Origin of the sequence: Tahibacter soli (genome assembly GCF_025717065.2) — a bacterium.
Lineage (GTDB): Bacteria > Pseudomonadota > Gammaproteobacteria > Xanthomonadales > Rhodanobacteraceae > Tahibacter > Tahibacter soli.
The window spans coordinates 431031-452728 of sequence record NZ_JAOVZO020000001.1; the positions used below are offsets into that span (position 1 = coordinate 431031).

The window sequence follows — 21698 nt, forward strand, 5'->3', positions numbered from 1 at the left end:
TCGATACTCGCGAGCGTGAGGTTCAGGGATTCCGAACGGCGCGCGCGTCCTTGCGGCCCGCGGTGGCGGGAACGTCGAGTGCGTCGGTCGGCGATGCGGCGGCGTGAGGCGAGCGCCGCGGCGGGCCGCGTGCCGCGACCCGAAAGCGATCATGCGCCCGACCGGTCTCATGCCCTGCGATTGCGTCAAAACAACGGCTTGCGCGTGTCGCGGCCTTGATGCGCCGCCCCCGCGGCCTTACGTTCGGCGCATCCCTTCGAACCTCACAGGAGCGATCCCATGCTCGGCATCGGCGCCTACAAGCAACGCATGGTCGACCCCGCCGCGGCGCTGCCCGGCCGCGACGCGTCCATGCCCGTCGTCAACCGTCACGCCGTCACCGGTCGCCCGATCGCGGGCGAGTTTCCGGGGCTTGCGCGCGTGCAGCTCGGCCTCGGCTGTTTCTGGGGCGCGGAACGCAAATTCTGGAATCTTCCCGGCGTATACACCACGGCGGTCGGCTATGCCGGCGGCTACACGCCGAATCCGACCTACGAGGAGGTGTGCTCGGGCATGACCGGCCACACGGAAGCCGTGCTGGTCGTGTACGACCCGGAGACGATCGACCTTGAAGAAATCCTGAAGGTGTTCTGGGAAAGCCACGATCCGACGCAGGGTATGCGCCAGGGCAACGATCGCGGCACGCAGTACCGCTCGGCGGTCTATGTCGAGAACGCCGCCGACCTCGCACTGGCCGAAGCGTCGCGCGCGGCCTACCAGAAGGCGCTCGACGCCGCGCGTCACGGTGCGATCACGACCGAGGTCGCGCTCGCCGGTCCGTTCTACTATGCCGAGGACTATCACCAGCAATACCTCGCGAAAAATCCGAACGGCTATTGCGGACTCGGCGGCACCGGCGTGAGCTGTCCGATCGGACTCGACGCGTAGGTCCGACCGCCGCGCTTCGACGCGGGTGTTGCAACGGTGTGCCGATCGCGCCGCCGCGGTGTTGCGGCGGTGCCGATCGGTCTACAGTCGGCGCGTACCGGCAGGCTGTCGAGAGACTGCCTGCCGGCGCGATCCATCGATGGATCGTCCGAGAGTCGATCGCGCAAGCGATTGACTCTTGGAGAAGGTGCGCAAGCTCTGCTTGCGCCGTTCGATTGAGAAACGGGCAGGAGCCCGTTTCTCAACATCCTACCCTCGGGCCGAGGATCGCAACCGATCGTGCGCATACCGTCGCTTGTCGTCGTACTGATGCTGCTGCCCGCCCTGGCGAGCGGCACCGTCGAATCCGCGCGCAGCCCGGGCGAGGTCTCGTTCGCGCGGCGTTCGTGTTTTCTGCTGTACGAGATCGGCGTCGGCGAACGGCGGCGCGAACCGGATTCCGCCTGCAATCTGCGCGTGACGCCGGGCTCGACCTTCATGGTGCCGCACGCGCTGTTCGCGCTCGACGCCGGCGTCGTTGCGAGCCCGGACGAAAAGATCGCCTACGACGGCACGGGCAAGGACCTGCCCGAGTCGTCGCGCCGCGACCACACGCTCGCCTCGTCGCTGCAGCATTCGGTGGTGTGGTATCACCAGCGGCTCGCCGAGCGGCTCGGCGCCGCGCGCGAGAAGTCGTATCTCATCAACGCGGGCTACGGCAACATGGACGGCAGCGGCGGTCCGACGCGTTTCTGGATCGGCGACTCGCTGGCGATTTCGCCGGACGAGCAGCAGACGTTTCTGCTGCGTCTGTACAACGACAAGCTGCCGATGTCGCCGCGCGCGCAAGCACAGGTGCGCGCGATGCTCGTGCAGCCGCCCGGCGTCGTCGTCAATTCGCGCGGCGCGCACAACTTCGCCGCGCCGTGGCCGGCGGGCGCCGTCGTCAGCGCGAAGACCGCGGCGACGACCGACCTCACCGGCCACGGCGTGCGCTGGATCGTCGGTCACGTGCAGCGCGGCCCGCGCGCCTACGTGTTCGTCGCCTGCGTCGTCGGACCGCCGGCGATGGGGCCGAACGTCGCGATCGATCTGGCCGCGCAGGGGCTGCGCGAAACCGGCGTTCTGTAGCCGCTCGACGCGTCCGCGCCAGGACTTTCGCGTATTGCGAAAATGCGCAACGTGATGGCATGTTGCCCGGGTTTTCGTCAGTGATGATCATGACCGACCCGATCGCCTCCCATCCCGGCAACGTTCTGCCGTTCGCGCGCCCTCGCACGGCGTCCGAGCGCGGCGGCGCGGCCGGCATGAGCGGCATTCTGCGTGTCGGCTCGCATCGCGTGGATCTCGGCGCGCTGCGCGTGATCTCCGATCCCGAACGGCCGCGGCTGACGCTCAAGGCCGCGATGGTGCTGGTCGAGCTCGCACGGCGCGGCGGGCAGACGCTCAGCCGCGACGATCTGCTCGGCACCGTCTGGGCCGGCACGACGCCGACGCCGGAAGTCGTGACGCAGGCGATCCGCGAGCTGCGGCGCGCGCTCGGCGATAAAGGCGACGGTCCGCGCCAGATCGAGACCGTGCCGAAGCTCGGTTATCGCCTCGTGGTGCCGGTTGAATTCGTCGCCGCGGTCGAGCCGGCCGCCGCCGGTGCCGCGAACGATGCGACTCCCGCGCCGATCGAACCGGTCGACGTCGCATCGCCGCCGCGGCGCAAGTCGTCGTGGCGCGCGATGCTCGCGACGCTCGCCGTGGTCGCGACGCTCGCGGCTGCCCTCGTCGTGTACGCGTTGCTGCCGCGCGCCGTGGCGTACGAATGGCGCGCGCAGTCGCTGCGCGTGCTGACCAACCTGCCGGGGCCGGAGCAGTACCCGCATATTTCCAACGACGGCTTGCGGTTCGCGTACAGCCGCTTCGACGGCGTCGACGAGCGCGTGTCCGTGCGCGAAATCGACGCCTCGCGCGCGAGGGAAATCGAGGGCGACGGCGATGCGCACGACCACTACGCCGTGTGGTCGCCGAACGACGCGGAGCTTGCGTTCATCCGCAAAGAGAAGGATCGCTGCCGCATCGTCGCGACGCCGCTCGCCGGCGGCCCCGTGCGCGAACTCGGCGCGTGCGGCCGTGAAGTTGCGACGCTGTACTCGTGGACGCCCGACGGCGGCGCGATCGTGAGTTCGGGCCTCGACGGACCCGACGGCTTCGGCACGCGGCCGGTCGTCCAGCATCCGGGCCGGGCGCCGCAGGAGATCGTGTATCCGCGCGCGCAGACGAGCTACGACCTCGACCCGAAATATTCGCCGGACGGCCGCCGCCTCGCGTTCCGGCGCGGCACGATTCCGTTCAGCGACCTGTACGTCATGGAGGTCGGCGATCCGGACAGCGTGCGCCGGCTGACGCGGCTCGCGTCGACGATGTTCGGCTACGACTGGACGCGCGACGGCGCCGCGCTGGTGTTCTCGTCCGATCACGAAGGGCCGCCGGCGCTCTACGCGGTCGACGTCGCCGACGCGCGTCTGACCGCGCTCGGCATCGCGCCGGCGACCTGGCCCGATCTCGCGCTGCATGCCGACGTCGGCGTCTACGAAATTCCCGAGCACCACATCCAGATGCGCCGTCTCGATCTGGCGCGCGCGGACAAGCCCGCGCCGCTCGCGGCGTCGAGCGCGAACGACGTCGGCGCGCGGATTTCGCCGGACGGCAAGCGCGTCGCGCTGCTGTCGGATCGTTCGGGCAGCTGGCAGGTGTGGATACACGATCTGACGACCGGCGACGCCTTCGCGATTTCGAATCTCGCCAGGCGCATGCCGGAATTTCCCGAATGGCGGCCGGACGGACGCGCGGTCGGCTTCATCACGCACGGCAGCGGTCCGGGCGACGCGCGCGAAATCGAAATCGACTCGCGCGTCGAACGCCGGCTGGGTTCGGCCGGCCTCGACGCGCGCCGCGTGACGTATGCCGCCGACGGCGCCGTGCTGCTCGTCGCCGTGAAGAACGGCGCCGCGGCGCTCTATCGCGTCGAGGCCGATCGCGAAACCGAACTCGTCGCCGGCGCGAGTTTCGCGCGCGAAGCGGCCGGCGGCGACGTGCTGTTCAACTACGCCGACCGCGACGGCCTGTTTCGTCGCAGCGCGCGCGACGGCGCGATCGCGCTGCTGACGCCCGACGTATCGAACCGGCTGCGGCGCGGCTGGGACATCGTCGGCAACCACGTCTACTACGTCGAACCGATGCGCGAGCACGCGCCGGTCATGCGCTACGACCTTGCGAGCGGCGCGCTCGACGAAGTCGCCGCGACGCGGTGCGGCGTGTCGGCCCACAGCCTGTCGGTGTTCGCCGACGAGCGCGCGGCGATCGCCTCGTGCAGCGAAAGCTACGAATCCGACGTGGGGCTGTTGCGGATCGATCGCGGCGGGTGATGCGAGGGACGCCGCACGCATCCGGCGAAAACCGTCACTCGACGCGATCGACGCGTCGCCCCCTCACCCCCGACCCTCTCCCCCAAGCGAGCTTGGGGGAGAGGGAGCAAAGCGCCGACGCCACTGCTTGAGCCCTCTCCCCCAACCGCGTCGGGGGAAAGGATTGGCCGCTCCTGCGCATCCTGCGCCCGCGGCATTAGTACATCCATGTACGTCATGGTGAGCGGGCGACGCCGAGACGTGCGTTGCATCAGTCGCTGCGCGTCGACCGCTACGTCGATAGCCTCTCCATCGGCAAACTCGATCAAGCCGGCCTCGCGCCGGCTTTTTCGTTGCGGCCGTTCGAAAAGCGCGCCGCGCTCGCCCGACGTAGCCCGAAAGTCACCGTGACTTTCGTTGCGGCGATGCGCGCGGACTTCGCAAAAAAAGATGAAAGACATCTGAAACCGCGGCTTTCATGAAAATCTGCCGCCGAATTAAGGCGGGTCTCAGGACTAAATCACGAAGCGCGTCGTACTTAAGGGCCTCGTTCAAGGAGGTCCGCCATGCAACTCGCCCACGACATCACTGCTCCCGTTCGCACGCCGGCCCGGTCGGTCGATCGCATCGCCGCCGCGCGCCGCGATCTCGAATTCACGGCCGGTGTCGGCCAGCGCCATGGCTTCGACAGCGGCGCGACGCTCGTCGTCGTCGGCCGCGGTCGCGTCTGCGTACGCACCGCCGACGGGGTGCTCGCCCTGCGCGGCGGCGAGGCCGGCGCGTTTCACGGCGCGGTCGAAGTATTTCCGGTGCGCGTCGGCAGCGGCATCTGGGGCATGGTCAACGGCACCGACGATGCCTGGCTGCGCGCGCTGCAGCGCGCGACCAGCGAGCTGACGCCGGCCGCGCTGCTGCCCGGTTTCGGCGCATGCCCGCCGCGCGTGCGCCGCAGCCTGTTTCGCGCGCTGCGCGCCGGCGGCGAGGGCAACGCGCTCGCCGCGTCGCTGCGCCGCGAATTCCTGCAGGAGCTGATCGACTGGCAGGAGCCGCGCCGCGTGCAGGTCGAGGCGTGTCCCGGCCGCACGCTGCAGCAGCGGCGCAACGTCTACGCGCGGCTGCAGCGCGTGCGGCACTACATGGTCGCCAACAGCAGCGTCGATCTCGACACGCGTGCGCTGGCCGCGGTCGTGAGCTATTCGCCGTGGCACTTCATCCGCATCTTCGACGCCGTGTTTGGCGAAACGCCGCACGATTTCCTGATGCGCCGCCGGCTCGACGAAGCGCGCCGCCTGCTGCGCGAAAGCCGTCTCGCGATTGCCGAGATCGCGCTCGTCGCCGGCTTCGACAACCGCTGCACGTTCGCGCGCCTGTTTCGCCGCCGCTACGGCATCACCGCCGGCGACTACCGCCGCGAGCACGCGCCGGCCGCGGCGATGTCCGCACGCGAATGCGCATCCGACGCCGCATGAGTTCTGCCGCACAGCCTCCGCGCGCGGCGGCTGCGCGTCGTAACGTTCCGTTCACATTGACATTGCGTTTCACCCCGACTGCCGGACCACCGGAAACGTCCCAAAGAGGATTGTAGAAGTATGAGAAATTACAACACATCGCGGCGCCCCCGCGTTCGCCGCACGCTGCTCGCGCTGGCTCTCGGCTTCGCGCTCGCGCAGCCGACGTTCGCGCAGACGAGCGCCGGTTCGATCTTCGGCCAGGCCAGCGGCAAGGTCACGATCGAGAACCTCGACACCGGTTTCACGCGCGAGGTCGAAGCCGACGCGCAGGGCCGCTTCCGCGTCACGGCGCTGCCGACCGGCAAGTACAAGGTGAGCTCCGGCGGCAACGAAAAGACCGTCACCGTCAACGCCGGCGTCGGTAGCGAAGTGCAGTTCGCGAACGACGCGGCGACGCTCGACAGCATCGTCGTCACCGGCAGCGCGGTGAACCCGATCGACGTGTCGTCGGTCGAATCGGTCACCGTGCTCACGGCCGAACAGGTCAACACGCTGCCGGTTGCGCGCGACGTCACGTCGGTCGCGCTGCTCGCGCCGGGTACGACCAAGGGCGACGCCGCGTTCGGCAACCTCGCATCGTTCGGCGGCTCGTCGGTGGCCGAGAACGCGTATTTCGTCAACGGCTTCAACGTGACGAACATCTTCAAGGGCGTCGCCTATGCGCAGCTGCCGTTCGAGGCGATCGCCGAAACGCAGGTCAAGACCGGCGGCTACGGCGCCGAGTTCGGTCGCTCTACCGGCGGCGTCGTCAACATCGTGACGAAGCGCGGCAGCAACGAGTGGAAGGCCGGCGGCAGTCTCTACTTTGCGCCCGATTCGCTGCTGTCGGACAACCCGAACATCTACGATCGCGACGGCGAGCTTTACAACCGCAACGACAACGAGAGCAACACCGCGCTCACGTACGCCGGCTACGTCAGCGGCCCGATCGTCAAGGACAAACTGTTCTTCTACGCGCTGTACCAGGAGCGCAGCGCCGACACCGACCGGAGCCTGAGCCGCTCGTTCGGTCAATACTACAAGTACGAGGACAAGGATCCGCTCTGGCTGACCAAGTTCGACTGGAACCTCACCGACAACCAGATCCTCGAATTCACCGGCTTCTCCGACAAGCGCACGTCCGACGTCGAAGTGCTCAATCACGACGACTTCCAGGGCGCCGGAACGCCGCGCGGAAATCTGCGCCTCAAAGAGGGCGGCGACAACTACATCGCCAAGTACACGGGCTACTTCGGCGACGACTTCACGCTGTCGGCGCTGTACGGCTACGGCAAGTACCAGCGCTACGGCGCCGGCACCGGCGCGACCGGCGGCAACTGCCCGCTCGTGATCGATCAGCGCACCGGCGTCGATCACGTGTCGGGCTGCTGGGTCGACGACGACGGCCTCGCCGAGCGCCTCGACTCCGGCGACCGTCGCCGCCAGTTCCGCGTCGACGGCGAATGGGTGCTCGGCGATCACAGCATCGGCTTCGGCTACGACAGCGAAGACTGGAACACCGTCGGCGGCCAGGAATACGTCGGCGGCATCTACTACCGCTACAACGACGCGACGCCGGGCGGCGTGGCGCCGAACGGCGCGCCGATTCCCGACGGCGTGACGCAGATCGTGCGTCGCCGCTTCACGCAGAACGGCGGCTCGGTCGACATCAAACAGGGCGCGCTGTACGTGCAGGACGACTGGAAAGTCAACGACAACCTGCTCGTCTACGCGGGCCTGCGCAACGAGGCGTTCGACAACAAGAACCCGGCCGGCCAGACGTTCGCGAAGCTCTCGACGCAGATCGCGCCGCGCCTGGGCTTCTCGTGGGACACGAACGGCGACTCCACGCGCAAGGTGTTCGGCAGCGCGGGCCGCTACCACCTGCCGATCGCCGCGAACACCAACGTGCGCGCGTCGGGCAGCGAAACCGGCTGGAACGAGTACTACACGTTCACCGGCATCGACCCGGTCACCGGCGTGCCGATCATCGGGCAGCAGCTCGGCGACCGCGTCTACACGTCCAACGGCGTCGTGCCGAACCCGCGCTCGGTGGCCGACCGCAACCTCAAGGCGATGTACCAGGACGAGCTGATCCTGGGCTTCCAGCAGCAGCTCGCGAACAACTGGTCGGTCGGCGTGCGCGCGATCCACCGCAATCTCGGCAGCGCGATCGACGACTTCTGCTCGAAGCTGCCGTTCGCGCGCTGGGCAGACCGCAACAATGTCGAATACAGCGCCGTCAACGTTCCCGGCTGCGTCGTATTCAATCCGGGCGAAGACGTCAGCGTCGACGTCGACATCGACAACGACGGCGATCTCGACCGCGTCGATCTGTCGGCCGCCGACCTGCGCTTCGACAAGGCCAAGCGCAAGTACAACGCGCTGGAAGTGTTCTTCGAGCGCGGCTGGGACGACAAGTGGTTCCTGCAGGGCTCGTACACCTGGGGCCACAGCTACGGCAACACCGAAGGCTACGTGAAGTCGGACATCGGTCAGGACGACGCCGGCGTCACGCAGGACTTCGATTTCCCGCAGCTGATGAACGGCGCCTACGGCAATCTGCCGAACGACCGCCGCCACACGTTCAAGGTATTCGGCGCGTACAAGCCGGCCGAAGAGTGGACGATCGGCGGCAACTTCCTGTTGCAGTCGGGCCGGCCGAAGAACTGCCTCGGCTACTACCCGGACCTCGACGATCCGGATCTCGAACCGGCGGCGGCGAGCTACGAGGCGGCGTTCTTCTACTGCAACGGCAAGCTCACGCCGCGCGGTTCGATCGGCACGACGCCGTGGATCACCAACTTCGACGTCAACCTCGAATACCGTCCGCGCTTCGCCGACGGCCGTCTGGCGCTCAAACTCGACGTGTTCAACCTGTTCAACCGGCACACGGTCACGTCGGTCAACGACACGGGCGAAGACGCGCCGGGCCAGATCTCGTCGACCTACGGCGTCCCGCTGTCGTTCCAGGCGCCGCGTTCGGCCCGCTTCTCGGTGCGTTACGATTTCTGATACGAGTGGCGGTTGTGGAAAAAGAAAGGCCGGCGCAAGCCGGCCTTTTCGTTTGCGTGCGATCGGCGCATGCTCTTCCGATCGTTCCCGGAGAAACCGCGATGACGCCGCTGCTGTACGCCCATCCGTTCGCGTCGTACTGCCAGAAGGTGCTGATCGCGCTGTACGAGAACGCCACACCGTTCGATTTCAAGCTCGTCGCCACGCCCGACGACTTCGACGAACTCGGCAAGCTCTGGCCGTTCCGGCAGTTCCCGGTGCTCGTCGACGGCGACATGACGCTGATCGAGGCGACGATCGTCATCGAATACCTCGATACGTTCCGCCGCGGCGCGACGCGCTTCGTGCCGGATGACGCGAAGGCCGCGCTCGACGTGCGCTTCATGGACCGCTTCTTCGACAACTACGTGCACACGCCGATGCAGGCGGTGGTGTACGACGCGCTGCGCGCGGAACACGAGCGCGACCCGAAAGGCGTCGCCGACGCGCGCGACAAACTCGAGGCCGCGTATCGCTGGCTCGATCAGCGCATGGCCGGCCGCGAATGGGCGAGCGGCGAGACGTTCACGCTGGCCGACTGCGCGGCGGGCCCGGCGCTGTTCTACGCCGACTGGGTGCACCGGATCGATCCGGCGCACGCGAACGTCGTAGCGTATCGCGAGCGGCTCAATGCGAGGCCGTCGTTCAAGCGCGCGATCGACGAGGCGCGGCCGTTTCGGCCGTACTTTCCGTTGGGGGCGCCGGAGAGGGATTAGAGACCGCGCGTCACGTCGACCAAGGGATGGCAGAAACCGGATCGATCGCGTCGGCTCCCTACGTGATCGGCCCGCGCTTCGGATCGTGACGCCCGATCCCTCGTTCTCGACAGAATGCCTCCAGCGGTCCCGTCAGCGCTGCGCGTATCGCCTCGCGCGCACCCGGCGACACGTACTCGTCGCGCGTCGGATGCGCATAGCGCGGATCGTGCGCGATCACGTGCAGCATCGCCGACGCCGGCTGCCAGCCCACTGCGGCGAGCGCGTCTCCAAAGCCATTGCGGTGTTCGCCGTGCAACGGCGTCTCGCGGCCATTGATCCACGTGTGCCAATACGTGTCGACGCCGCGCCAGCCGCTCGCCGCCGCATCGATCTCGTAGTCGCCGCAGCGGCCGTGCCAGTGGAACGTTTGCGGCGGACCTTGTTCTGCGCGTCGGATCATCGCGGTGTCGTCGTGCAGTTGCGCAAGGTCGCGCAGGCCCTCGCGGGCGATGAACACCTCGTCGTTGCAGTGCACCCGGAGTCCCGCGAACAGATGGGCGGCTTGCCATAGGCTTGCGCGCAGCGGCGCCGGTGCCGGCGACGCGGCTTCGACGAGATCGACATCGGGTCGCATGACGATCGACGTGCCGCGGCCGTCGCCGCGCACGACGACGCGCGGCGCGTCGACCGGCTCGCCGATCGCGAACGCCTGTTCCCACTGCGCGCCGTCGCGCCAGCTGCGGCAGACGAGCGACGTGCAGCAGTGCGAGACGAGCGCAAGGCCGACGCCCGAGCGGTTGTGCAGATGCACGTGCGGCGCGTGATCGTCGGCGCGCGCGGTGTAATGCGGCGTCGTGAACCAATGCGTGGCGAGGCTCGCGCTGCCGCCGGGCGCCGGTTCGTCGAACGGCAGGCCGGGGCCGTCGTCGGTCACTTCGATGCCGCCGTCGTCGTGCACGCGCACGCCGACGAACGACGCGCGTCCCATCAGGAACTGGTCGATCGCGTTCGACACGAGTTCGTCGATCAGATGCTGCAACGCTTCCGGCCCCGGATCGCCGAGATACATGCCGGGGCGCCGGCGGATCGCTTCGCCGAACGTCAACGGCTTCGAAGGTGTGGCATCCATCGGCCTCTCCGCCTGTCGGTTCCCTATTTTACGGGCCGCGTTCGGCGAACGCTCGGGCGGCGCCAGCACCCGCACCGACTCCTTCCACGAACCGTCATCGCGCCGCCCGCAAACCGCCATGCCCGAACGATGTCATTGTCGCGCGGCACGCGCAGCTTGCGGGTTTGCGTTCGTTTCCCGACCATTGCCGCGTTTGTCGCTGTTTTCGGCGCCGCCTTGCGGCGCGGTTCGTTCACTCGGGGGAAGACATGGATTTCCTGCGCGCGTTGGTTCGCCTGCCGGTCGCATTGATCGTCGGGCTGTGGCGCTTCGTCGTTTTTCTGCTGCGCATGCTCGGTGTGGCGTTGTCGTTCGTCGTCGGACGCGTCAACTGGCAGGCGCCCGCATGGATGCTCGCGATCGAACGCGGCGGCGTCGCCGGCGCGAACGCGGTCCGCGCGAATCCGGGCCGCGCCGCGGCCGTCGTCGGTACGCTCGCGCTGGTCGTCGGCGGCGGCTGGTTCGGCTATCGCGCCTGGCGCGACCGCCCGCGACCGCCCGAACCCGTCGCCGTGACGTTCGCCGTCACGGCGCCGCGCACGACGAACTACGAGTCCGAGCCGACCGACGTCGCGCCGCTGCAGGTGCAGTTCAGCGGTTCCGTCGCGCCGATCGACAAGGTCGGCAAGGAAGTCGCCGACGGCATCGCGATGACGCCGCCGGTCGCCGGCACGTGGACGTGGAACGGCGACAAGGCGCTCACTTTCGCGCCGAAGGAAGACTGGCCGGTCGGTCAGGCGTTCAAGGTGCGTTTCGACAAGGCCAAGCTGTTCGCGCCGCAGGTGCGCGTGCCCGAAGACCACTTCGACTTCTCCAGCGCGCCGTTCGTCGTGTCGGTCGCGAACGCGGAGTTCTACCAGGACCCGCAGGACGCCGCGGCGAAGAAGACGATCATGCAGCTGCACTTCACGCACCCGGTCGACACCGCCGAGTTCGAGAAGCGCCTGTCGCTCGAGCTGGTGAACGCCAAGGGCAAGCCCGAGCCGCGCAAGTTCGTCGTCAATTACGACAAGCTCAAGCTCAACGCGTTCGTGCATTCCGAACCGCTGGCCGTGCCGAAGGATCCGACCAGCGTGCGCCTGACCGTCGCCGAAGGCGTGCGCGCCGCGCGCGGCGGCACCGGCAGCGTCGGTGCGATCACCGCGAACGCCTCGGTGCCGGGGCTGTACAGCCTGGGCCTGGCGAGCGCCGATCTTACCCTCGTGGACAATGCGAGATTCGAGCCCGAGCAGGTGCTGCTGCTCGAACTCACGCGCGCCGTCGGCGAGAAGGAAATCGTCGGCGCGACGAAGGCGTGGCTGTTGCCCGTGTACAACCCGAAGACGCCGGAGGCCGAACGCAACGGGCCGTGGAGCTGGTCGTACGACGAGGTCGACGAGAAGGTGCTCAAGGAATCGGAGCCGCTCGCGCTCGATCCGGTCGCGGCCGAACTCGAATACTCGACGACGCAGAGTTTCAAATATCGCGCCGATCCCGGCCGCTACGTCTACGTGCAGGTCGGCAAGGGCCTGCGCGCGTTCGGCGGCTACCAGCTCGCCGACGCGCAGCGCAACGTGCTGCGCGTGCCGGACTACGCGCGCATGCTGCGCTTCATGGCCGACGGCGCGCTGCTGTCGCTGTCGGGCGAGAAGCGCGTGGCGGTCGTGTCGCGCAACGTGCCGGGCATGAAGCTCGAGATCGCGCGCGTGCTGCCGGACCAGCTGCAGCACCTCGTCACGTTCAACCAGAACACGTTCGCGAAACCCGAACTCGGCGCGCTGTCGCCCGACCAGATCACCGACCGCTTCGAACAGAAGATCGCGTTTTCGACCGACGATCCGGTGAAGGCGCACTACGAGGGCGTCGATCTCGGCCGCTATCTCGCCGACGGCAAGCGCGGCGTGTTCCTGCTCAAACTCTCCGACTACGATCCGGCGAGCGACCAGCCGGCCGAGGCGAAGCCGGACGAATACAGCGCGCCGGACGAGTCGGCCGGCGACGAAGGCGAGGGCGAGGAATTCGAAGGCGCGGGCGAAGAGGTCTACGCCGAAGAAAATCCGGAGGTCAGCGACAAGCGCTTCATCGTCGTCACCGACCTCGGCCTCATCGTCAAGAAGAACATGGACGGCACGCTCGACGCGTTCGTGCAGTCGATCGCGAACGGCCGGCCGGTCGACGGCGCGTCGATCGAAGTGCTCGGCAAGAACGGCCAGACCTTGCTGCGCGAAGCGACCGACCACGACGGCCGTGCGCATTTCGGCGCGCTCGACGGCTACACGCGCGAGAAGTCGCCGGCGCTGTTCGTGGTCAAGAAGGGCGACGACCTGTCGTTCCTGCCGGTCAACGGCCACGACCGCCGTCTCGACTTTTCGCGCTTCGACGTCGGCGGCATCAAGAACGCGCGCAACGCGGGACAGCTCAGCGCGTACCTGTTCTCCGACCGCGGCCTGTACCGGCCCGGCGACACGTTCCACATCGGCATGATCGTGCGCGCGGCCGACTGGACCAAGCCGATCGTCGGCGTGCCCCTCGAAGCGGAAATCCTCGACGCGCGCGGCCTGTCGGTCGAACGCCGCAAGCTGCGTCTGGGCGAGGTCGGTTTCGAGGAACTCGCGTACACGACGCAGGAAACCTCGCCGACCGGTTCGTGGACGATCAACCTGTCGCTCGTCAAGGACGACGGCCTGACGCAGCCGATCGGTTCCACGACGGTACAAGTGAAAGAATTTCTGCCGGACCGCATGAAGGCGACGGCGCGGCTGTCGCAGGAAGTGATCGAAGGCTGGATCAAGCCCGAGAACCTGTCGGCGCGCGTGAGCCTGATGAACCTCTTCGGCACGCCGGCGCAGAACCGCCGCGTCGAAGCGACGCTGACCTTGTCGCCGGTGCTGCCGGTGTTCCGCAGCTACCCGCAGCACGTGTTCCACGATCCGCAGCGCGCGAAGGAAGGCTATAGCGAACCGCTCGGCGAGCAGACGACGAACGACAAGGGCGAGGCCGAGTTCCCGCTCGATCTCGCCAAATACGGCACGGCGAGCTATCGCCTGCACTTCCTCGCCAAGGGCTACGAGCCCGAGGGCGGTCGCAGCGTGTCGGCCGAGGCGGCGAGCCTCGTGTCGTCGCTCGACTATCTCGTCGGCGCGAAGGTGATCGACAACCTCGACTACGTCAATCGCGGCGACGTGCGCACGGTCAACCTCATCGCGATCGATCCGAGCGCGAAGCGCACGGCGGTCGAAGGACTCAAGGCCGTGCTCGTCGAGCGCCGCTACGTGTCGGTGCTGACGAAGCAGGATTCGGGCGTCTACAAATACGAATCGCGCCTGAAAGAGATTCCGGTCAAGGAAGAACCGCTGACGATTCCGGCAGCCGGCATCGACTTCAAGCTCGCGACCGGCGAGCCCGGCGACTACTCGCTCGTGGTCAAGAACAACCGTGGCGAAGCGCTGAACCAGGTGAGCTACTCCGTCGCCGGCGAAGCGAACCTCGCGCGTTCGCTCGAACGCAACGCCGAGCTGCAGCTGGCGCTGTCGAAGAAGGACTACGCGCCGGGCGAAGACGTCGAAATCGCCGTGCGCGCGCCGTACGCGGGTTCGGGCCTGATCACGATCGAACGCGACAAGGTGTACGCGCACGCGTGGTTCACGTCGAAGACGACGGGTTCGGTGCAGAAGATCCGCGTGCCGGCCGACTTCGAGGGCAACGGCTACGTCAACGTGCAGTACGTGCGCGACGCGGCGTCGAACGAAGTGTTCATGAGCCCGATGTCGTACGGCGTCGCGCCGTTCTCGGTCAATCGCGACGCGCGCCGCAACGCGTTCTCGGTGGCGTCGCCTGCGTGGGTCAAACCCGGAGACACGCTGACGATGAAGGTGACGGCCGGCACGCCGTCGCGCGTGGCGGTGTTCGCGGTCGACGAGGGCATCCTGCAGGTCGCGCGCTACAAGCTCGGCGATCCGCTCGATCACTTCTTCCAGAAGCGCATGCTGGAAGTGTCCACGAGCCAGATTCTCGATCTGATCCTGCCCGAGTTCGCGCGCCTCGCCGGCATGGCCGCGCCCGGCGGCGACGCCGACGGGCTGCTCGGCAAGCATCTCAACCCGTTCAAGAAGAAGCGCAAGCCGCCGGTCGCGTACTGGTCGGGCATCGTCGAGGTCAGCGGCGAGCACGAGTTCAAGTACGCGATTCCCGACGAGTTCAACGGCAAGCTGCGCGTGATGGCCGTGGCCGTCGCGCCCGACCGCATCGGCACGTTCGAAACCTCGACCACGGTGCGCGGCGACTTCGTGCTGAGCCCGAACGTGCCGAGCATGGTCGCGCCGGGCGACGAGTTCGAAGTGAGCGTCGGCGTCGCGAACAATCTCACGGGCCTCGCCGGCAAGGAACTGCCGGTCGCCGTGAAGCTCGAGCCGACGAAGGACGTCGAAGCGGTCGGCGAACCGGCGCAGACGCTCAATCTCGGTGAAGGCCGCGAAGGCGTCGTCGTGTTCCGCCTGCGTGCGAAGGGCGAGCCGGGTGCGGCGGCGCTGAAGTTCACCGCATCGAGCGGCGAGAAGGCCGCGCGCATGTCGGTCGACCTGTCGGTGCGTCCGGCAGTGCCGTATCGCACCGAAGTCGCCGTCGGCAACATCGGCAAGGGCGACGCGCAGGTCAAGCCGCTGCGCACGATGTTCGACGCGTACGCCAAGCGCGACGCGTCGGCGTCGTACGTGCCGCTGGTGCTCGCGCGCGGCCTCGCGAGCTATCTCGACAGCTTCCCGCACAAATGCACCGAGCAGCTGCTGAGCGCGGCGATTCCGGCGATGGTGTTCGACAAGCGGCCGGAATTCGGCAAGCTCGTGACGCGCGGCGACGACGTGCGCACGCCGGCCGAGGCGTTCAAGGTGATCGTCGCGGTGCTGCGCTCGCGCCAGAACGCCGAGGGCGGCTTCGGCCTGTGGAGCGCCTCGCCGGATGCGGTGCGCTACGTGTCGGTGTACGCGACGCTGTTCCTGCTCGAAGCGAAGGAGCGCGGTTTCGTCGTGCCGCAGGATCTTGTCGACCGCGCGAACAACTACGTGGCGCAGCTCGCTGCCGACGAAAGCGACGGCAGCCTCGAAGGGCTGCGCGAGCGCGCGTTCGCGGTGTACGTGCTGACGCGCCAGGGCAAGGTGACGACGAACGCGCTCGCGACGCTGCGCCAGCGCCTGGAAGATCGCTACGCGCAGGTGTGGAAGACCGACATCGCCGCGTCGTACGTCGCCGCAACTTTGCAACTTCTGAAAGAAGAGAAAGAAGCGGCGAAGCTGATCGCCGGTCCCGAAGGCGTGCTCAAGCGCACCGCCGAGGAATCGGGCTGGCACTACGCGCGCTACTACGATCCGCTGATTCGCGACACCGGCACGCTGTATCTCGTGGCCAGGCACTTCCCGGAACGCGCCAAGGCGCTGCCGCCGCAGGCGCTCGCCAACATCGTGCGCGCGCTGCAGAAGGGCTGGTTCAACACGCTGTCGTCGGCGACGACGATTCTCGCGCTCGACACGTACGCGACGAGCGTCGGCAGTCTCGGCGGCGACAATCTCGCGCTCGCGGAAGTCGCGGCCGACGGCAAGAGCAAGCCGCTCGGCAAGGCCGAAGGTCTCGTGGTGCGCGGCGCGTTCGGCGCGGGCGCGGCGGCGGTGTCGATCGCGAATGCGGCCGATCTCTCGGCGTGGTACACGGTCGCGCAGACCGGCTACGACCGCACGCTGCCCGACAAGGAAATCAAGGAAGGCATCGAGATCGTGCGCGAGCTGACCGACGCGAACGGCCGCGCGGTCGCCAAGGTGGGCCTCGGCGACGAGGTGTACGTGCACATCAAGATCCGCTCGACGCGCGGCGACGGCATCGGCAGCGTCGCGATCGTCGACCTGCTGCCCGGCGGCTTCGAGCCGGTGCAGGAGATACCGGCGGCGCCGAATCCCGACGAGAACGCCGACGGTGCCGAAGCGACGGAAGCGGCGACGAACGCGCAGACGGTCTGGCGCGGTTCCGTCGGCCTGCCGACGTCGACGTGGATGCCCGAGTACGCCGACGTGCGCGACGACCGCGTCGTCATCTACGGCACCGCGACCACCGACGTGCGCGAGTTCGTGTATCGCATCAAGGCGACGAACGCCGGCAGCTTCGTCGTGCCGCCGCCGTACGGCGAGTCGATGTACGAGCGAACCGTGCAGGCGCAGGGCAAGGGCGGGCGTATCACGGTGGAGCGTCCGCAATGAAAAAAGCCGCCGCCTCGCGCAGCGCCTCACGCGGTTCGTGCCGCGCTGGCACAACGCGCTGGCGGCGGCGTCGTTCGTTCTCGTCGTGCTCGCCGCGTTCCGGCTGTGGCCGCACGAGCCGCTGTCGGCCGCGCTGCCTTCGTCGACCGCGCTGTACGACGATCAGGGCAAGTTGTTGCGCCTGACGCTGTCGGCCGACGACAAGTACCGGCTGTGGGTGCCGCTGGCCGACATGCCGGCGGCGCTCGTCGACGGCGTGCTGCTGCACGAGGACGCGTGGTTCCGCTGGCATCCCGGGTTCAATCCGGTGAGTCTCGCGCGCGGCGCGTTCGTCACCTACGTCCAAGGCGGCAACCGGCAGGGCGGCTCGACGATCACGATGCAGCTCGCGCGCCTGAAGTACCGCCTGAACACGCGCACGCCGGCCGGCAAGGCCGAGCAGGTGGCGCGCGCGTTCTGGCTCGAATTGCGGTATTCCAAGAATGAAATATTGGAAGCGTATCTCAACAGCGCGCCGTACGGCCGCAACGTCGAAGGCGTGGCCGCGGCGAGCCTCGTGTACTTCGGCAAGGCGCCGGACCGGCTGAGCCTGCCCGAGGCGCTGACGCTCGCGGTGATTCCGCAGGACCCGACGCGCCGCCTGCGCGAAACGCTCGCCGACGACGACGGCCTCGGCGCGGGCCTCGCCGCCGCGCGCGACCGGCTGTACGCGCGCTGGCGCGACGCGCACGGCGCCGACGCGGCGAACGATGCGCTGTTTCGCCTGCCGCTCGCGCTGAAGCATCCGTCGGAACTGCCGTTCGCGGCGCCGCATGCGATCGACCAGATCGTGCGCGAAAACCGCATGGCCGGCGGCGAGGCGCCGCGCATCGACACGACGCTGGATCTGGCGTTGCAGCGCACGCTCGAACGGCAGCTGCGCGAAGCCGTCAAGCGCCTCGGCGAACGCGGCGTCGGCAATGCCGCGGCGATGCTCGTCGACACGCGCGACCTCGGCATCAAGGCGATGGTCGGTTCGGCCGACTACTTCAACGCCGGCATCGCGGGGCAGGTGAACGGCACGGCCGCGAAGCGTTCGCCGGGTTCCACGCTGAAGCCGTTCATCTACGCGCTCGGCATCGACCAGGGCGTGCTGCATCCGCGCACGGTGCTGCGCGACGTGCCGAGTTCGTTCGGCCCGTTCACGCCGGAGAACTACGACGGACGGTTTCTCGGACCGGTGACCGCGACCGACGCGCTCGTGCGCAGCCGCAATATTCCGGCCGTGTGGGTGGCGTCGCAGCTGGCGAGTCCCGATCTGTACGATTTCCTGAAGTCGGCCGGCGTCGCGCGCATGGCGAGCCAGGCGCACTACGGCCTCGCGCTCGTGCTCGGCGGCGGCGAAGTGACGATGCAGGAACTCGCCACGCTGTACGCGATGCTCGCCAACCGCGGCGTGTTGAAACCCCTGCGCTTGCGCGCCGACGCGCCGCGAGCCGCCGGCGTGCGCCTGCTGAGCGAGGAGGCGAGCTTCATGACGCTCGACATGCTGCGCCAGAATCCGCGCCCGGACGAGGCGACGACCGCTACGCCCGCGCGCCTGCCGATCTACTGGAAGACCGGCACGTCGTGGGGCTTTCGCGACGCATGGACGGCCGGCAGCTTCGGGCCGTACGTGCTCGTGGTGTGGCTCGGCAATTTCGACGGCGCCGGCAACCCGGCGCTGATCGGCGTCGAAGCCGCGGCGCCGCTGTTCTTCCGCATCGCCGACGCGATCCTCGCGCAGGATCGCACGCTCGCCGAACCCGCGTGGACCGTGCCCGCGCACGTCAAGCGCGTGGAGGTGTGCCTGGCGAGCGGCGACCTGCCGAACGCGTGGTGTCCGCAGCGCGGCATGACGTGGTTCATTCCGGGCAAGTCGCCGATCCGCGTCAGCGACGTGCATCGGCCGGTCGCGATCGACACGCGCACCGGCCTTGCCGCGTGCGCGCCGTACGATCCGGCGACGACGCGTACAGAAGTGTACGAATTCTGGCCGTCGGACCTCGCGCGCGTATTCGCGCAGGCGGGCATTCCGCGACGCAAGCCGCCGGCACAGGGCGACTGCGGCGAACTCGTGGCCGGCGACGGCCAGGCGCCGCGCATCACGTCGCCGGTGCGCGGCGCGGCCTACACGCTGCGCGGCGCGCACGCGGACGAGCGCGTGGCGTTCAACGTCACCGTCGACGCCGGCGTGCGCCAGGTGTACTGGTTCGTCGACGATGCGTACGTCGGCGCCGCGGCGCCCGGCGAAACGCTGTTCTGGCAGGCGCAGACGCCGGGCAGACACGTCGCGCGCGCGGTCGACGATCGCGGCCGCGGCGACGCGCGCGAGTTGCGGATCGTCGCGGTCGACTAGGATTTGTGCTTGGGCAGCAGGCCCGACGAGAGTTTCTTCATCGTCTGCGAAAAGTGCTCGAGAAACGGCACCGCGGCCGAACTCTTGCGCCACACGAGCGCGATGCGCCGGCTCGGCGGATCGCCGCGGAAGGACAACAGATGGATCGCGTCCGACTGCACCACCGGCGGCCGCACCGAGAGCATCGGCAAGAGCGTGATGCCGACGTTCGCGGCCACCATCTGCCGCAGCGTTTCCAGGCTCGTCGCGCGAAAGCCGTCGCGCTCGTTCGCGCCGGCGAGCTGGCACACGTCGAGTGCCTGGTCGCGCAGGCAATGGCCGTCTTCGAGCAGCAGCAGACTCTCGTTGGCGAGATCGTCGATCGTGAGCGACTTGCGCTTCGCCAGCGCGTGCTCGGCCGGCACGGCGAGCAGAAACGGTTCGTCGAACAGGAACTCGGCATGCAACTGGTCGTCGTGCAGCGGCAGGGCGAGCACGGCCGCGTCGAGGCGGCCCTCGCGCAGCCGTTCGAGCAGCACTTCGGTCTTCTCTTCGATCAGCAGCAGTTCGAGGCGCGGAAAGCGCTCGCGCAGGCCCGGCACCACATGCGGCAGCAGGTACGGTGCGAGCGTCGGAAAAATACCGAGGCGCAAGGTGCCGGCTTCCGGGTCCTTGGTTCGGCGCGCGATGGCCCTTATTTCGTCGATCTGGTGCAGGACGCCGCGCGCGCGCGTCGCGATCTCGCGTCCGACGTCGGTCAGCAGTATCTTGCGCGGGGTGCGTTCGACCAGCGCGACCTCGAGCTCGTCTTCGAGCTTCTTGATCTGCGTCGACAGCGTGGGCTGGCTGACGAAGCTGGCGTCGGCGGCCTTGCCGAAATGCTTGTGCTCGGCCAGTGCCACGAGATAGCGGAGATCGCGCAGGTTCATGGCGGTGTCATCGACAGAATCTATCGTGCTGATGCTATCAATTGATTGGACGCATGGGAACCCGGCTCGTAGAATTCGCCCATCGTTTCCGCCCGCAACCTTCCGCATCACCCCTTCCGCTGAAGGGATTCTTTGGAAAAAAGGAGAAATCGCATGCTTTCCGTTGGTGAAAAGTTCCCGCAGTTCAACCTCAAGGCGACCGTTTCGACCGATCTCAAGAACGCGTTCGTCGACATCACGAACGACACCTACAAGGGCAAGTGGCTGGTCGTGTTCTTCTACCCGAAGGACTTCACGTTCGTCTGCCCGACCGAAATCACCGGCTTCGCCAAGCACAACCAGGCGTTCGTCGACCGCGACGCGCAGCTCCTGACCGGTTCGACCGACTCCGAGTTCGTGCATCACGCGTGGCGCACGCACCACAAGGACCTCAACAACCTGCCGTTCCCGATGCTGGCCGACATCAAGCGCGAGCTGACCTCGTCGCTCGGCATCCTCGACAAGGAAGCGGGCGTGGCGCAGCGCGCGACGTTCATCGTCGACCCGCAGGGCATCATCCGTTTCGTGTACGTGACCGACCTGTCGGTCGGCCGCAACCCGGAAGAAGTGCTGCGCGTGCTCGACGCGCTGCAGACCGACGAGCTGTGCCCGTGCAACTGGCACCAGGGCGAAGACACCCTGAAGGTCGCGTAAGACCTGGCCTTGCGAGCCCGCATCGGCGGGCTCGCAAGGCCCTCGCGCGCGGCGCGGTCGCGCCGCGCGCTTCGTATACCCGTCACGCCGTTTCGAACCTGCACGCCGCGTTTGCGCCGGCGTAACGAACCGCCGTGTCCGTCACTGGAGAACGCAATGAACCTCGCCGAACTCAAGGCTTCCATTCCCGACTACGCCAAGGACCTGCGCCTGAATCTGGACTCGGTGCTGACCGAGGGCGGCGCGCCGGGCCTTTCGCGCAAGCAGATCGCGCTGGTCGCGCTCGCCTCGGCGATCGCTTCGCGTTACGAACCGCTCGTCGCCGCGCTGGCCGCCGACGGCGCCGCGCACGCCAGCGAAGCCGAACTCAACGGCGCGCGCACCGCGGCCGCGATCATGGCCATGAACAATGTGTACTACCGCTTCACGCATCTCGTGAGCGAGCCGGAATACGCGACGCTGCGCGCGGGCCTGCGCATGAACGCGATGGCGAATCCGGGCTGCGACAAGATCGACTTCGAGCTGTGTTCGCTCGCGGTGTCGGCGATCAACGGCTGCGGCATGTGCATGGACTCGCACGAAAAGACGCTGCGCAAGCACGAGCTGACCGCGCAGACGGTGCAGAGCGCGGTGCGCATCGCCTCGGCGGTGCACGCGGCGGCGGTGACGCTGGAACAGAAGTAAACAATGCCTCCCTCTCCCCCGCAGGCTTGCGGGGGAGAGGGCTGGGGTGAGGGGGCATGCGCTGCGTACTTCGTCGAGGTTGAAGAAGTGCACGGCGTCGCCCCTCA

General features: G+C 68.0%; 13 protein-coding genes. 11 read left to right on the forward strand and 2 right to left on the reverse strand.

What is annotated here, in order from left to right; translation table 11 throughout:
* Window positions 1–279: 279 nt before the first annotated feature.
* The 7 genes from msrA to OD750_RS01870 all read left to right on the forward strand — a co-directional run bounded on the left by msrA (window position 280) and on the right by OD750_RS01870 (window position 9561).
* A complete protein-coding gene (gene msrA, locus OD750_RS01840; protein ID WP_263543696.1) occupies window positions 280–927 on the forward strand; it encodes a peptide-methionine (S)-S-oxide reductase MsrA in 648 nt (215 codons plus the stop codon).
* A 279-nt stretch (window positions 928–1206) separates the two neighbouring features.
* Window positions 1207–2037, forward strand: coding sequence for a penicillin-binding transpeptidase domain-containing protein (locus tag OD750_RS01845; protein WP_263543695.1), 831 nt, complete (start codon window positions 1207–1209; stop codon window positions 2035–2037).
* A gap of 89 nt (window positions 2038–2126) precedes the next feature.
* Window positions 2127–4322 carry a winged helix-turn-helix domain-containing protein gene (locus OD750_RS01850; RefSeq protein ID WP_263543694.1) on the forward strand — a complete coding sequence of 732 codons (2196 nt, stop codon included), beginning with the start codon at window positions 2127–2129 and terminating at the stop codon, window positions 4320–4322.
* Between the two features lie 245 nt (window positions 4323–4567).
* A complete protein-coding gene (locus OD750_RS01855; protein WP_263543693.1) occupies window positions 4568–4783 on the forward strand; it encodes a hypothetical protein in 216 nt (71 codons plus the stop codon).
* Between the two features lie 84 nt (window positions 4784–4867).
* Window positions 4868–5770 carry a helix-turn-helix transcriptional regulator gene (locus OD750_RS01860; RefSeq protein ID WP_263543692.1) on the forward strand — a complete coding sequence of 301 codons (903 nt, stop codon included), beginning with the start codon at window positions 4868–4870 and terminating at the stop codon, window positions 5768–5770.
* A 120-nt stretch (window positions 5771–5890) separates the two neighbouring features.
* Window positions 5891–8806 (forward strand): TonB-dependent receptor, encoded by a 2916-nt coding sequence (locus OD750_RS01865; protein ID WP_263543691.1) that lies wholly within the window; start codon window positions 5891–5893, stop codon window positions 8804–8806.
* A gap of 101 nt (window positions 8807–8907) precedes the next feature.
* The gene (locus tag OD750_RS01870; protein ID WP_263543690.1) at window positions 8908–9561 is read left to right on the forward strand and encodes a glutathione S-transferase family protein; all 654 of its coding nucleotides are present in this window, start codon (window positions 8908–8910) and stop codon (window positions 9559–9561) included.
* A 58-nt stretch (window positions 9562–9619) separates the two neighbouring features.
* Here OD750_RS01870 and OD750_RS01875 read toward each other — a convergent pair whose 3' ends face one another.
* Complete coding sequence (locus OD750_RS01875) at window positions 9620–10672, reverse strand: ATP-binding protein (RefSeq protein WP_263543689.1); 1053 nt, start codon at window positions 10670–10672, stop codon at window positions 9620–9622.
* Window positions 10673–10920: 248 nt separating this feature from the next.
* Here OD750_RS01875 and OD750_RS01880 point away from each other — a divergent pair, with 248 nt between their 5' ends.
* Together OD750_RS01880 and pbpC are read left to right on the forward strand one after the other, a co-directional pair.
* Window positions 10921–16929 carry an alpha-2-macroglobulin gene (locus OD750_RS01880; RefSeq protein ID WP_263543688.1) on the forward strand — a complete coding sequence of 2003 codons (6009 nt, stop codon included), beginning with the start codon at window positions 10921–10923 and terminating at the stop codon, window positions 16927–16929.
* Window positions 16930–16966: 37 nt separating this feature from the next.
* Window positions 16967–19306 carry a penicillin-binding protein 1C gene (pbpC, locus tag OD750_RS01885; RefSeq protein ID WP_263543687.1) on the forward strand — a complete coding sequence of 780 codons (2340 nt, stop codon included), beginning with the start codon at window positions 16967–16969 and terminating at the stop codon, window positions 19304–19306.
* Here pbpC and OD750_RS01890 read toward each other — a convergent pair.
* Window positions 19303–20214: a LysR substrate-binding domain-containing protein gene (locus OD750_RS01890; protein WP_263543686.1), complete on the reverse strand. Its 912-nt coding sequence runs from the start codon at window positions 20212–20214 to the stop codon at window positions 19303–19305. The genes pbpC and OD750_RS01890 overlap by 4 nt on opposite strands.
* A gap of 153 nt (window positions 20215–20367) precedes the next feature.
* On the opposite strand from OD750_RS01890, the gene OD750_RS01895 reads away from it, so the two are divergent.
* Together OD750_RS01895 and OD750_RS01900 are read left to right on the forward strand one after the other, a co-directional pair.
* Window positions 20368–20907: a peroxiredoxin gene (locus tag OD750_RS01895; protein WP_263543685.1), complete on the forward strand. Its 540-nt coding sequence runs from the start codon at window positions 20368–20370 to the stop codon at window positions 20905–20907.
* Between the two features lie 156 nt (window positions 20908–21063).
* Window positions 21064–21591, forward strand: coding sequence for a carboxymuconolactone decarboxylase family protein (locus tag OD750_RS01900; protein ID WP_263543684.1), 528 nt, complete (start codon window positions 21064–21066; stop codon window positions 21589–21591).
* Window positions 21592–21698 lie beyond the last annotated feature (107 nt).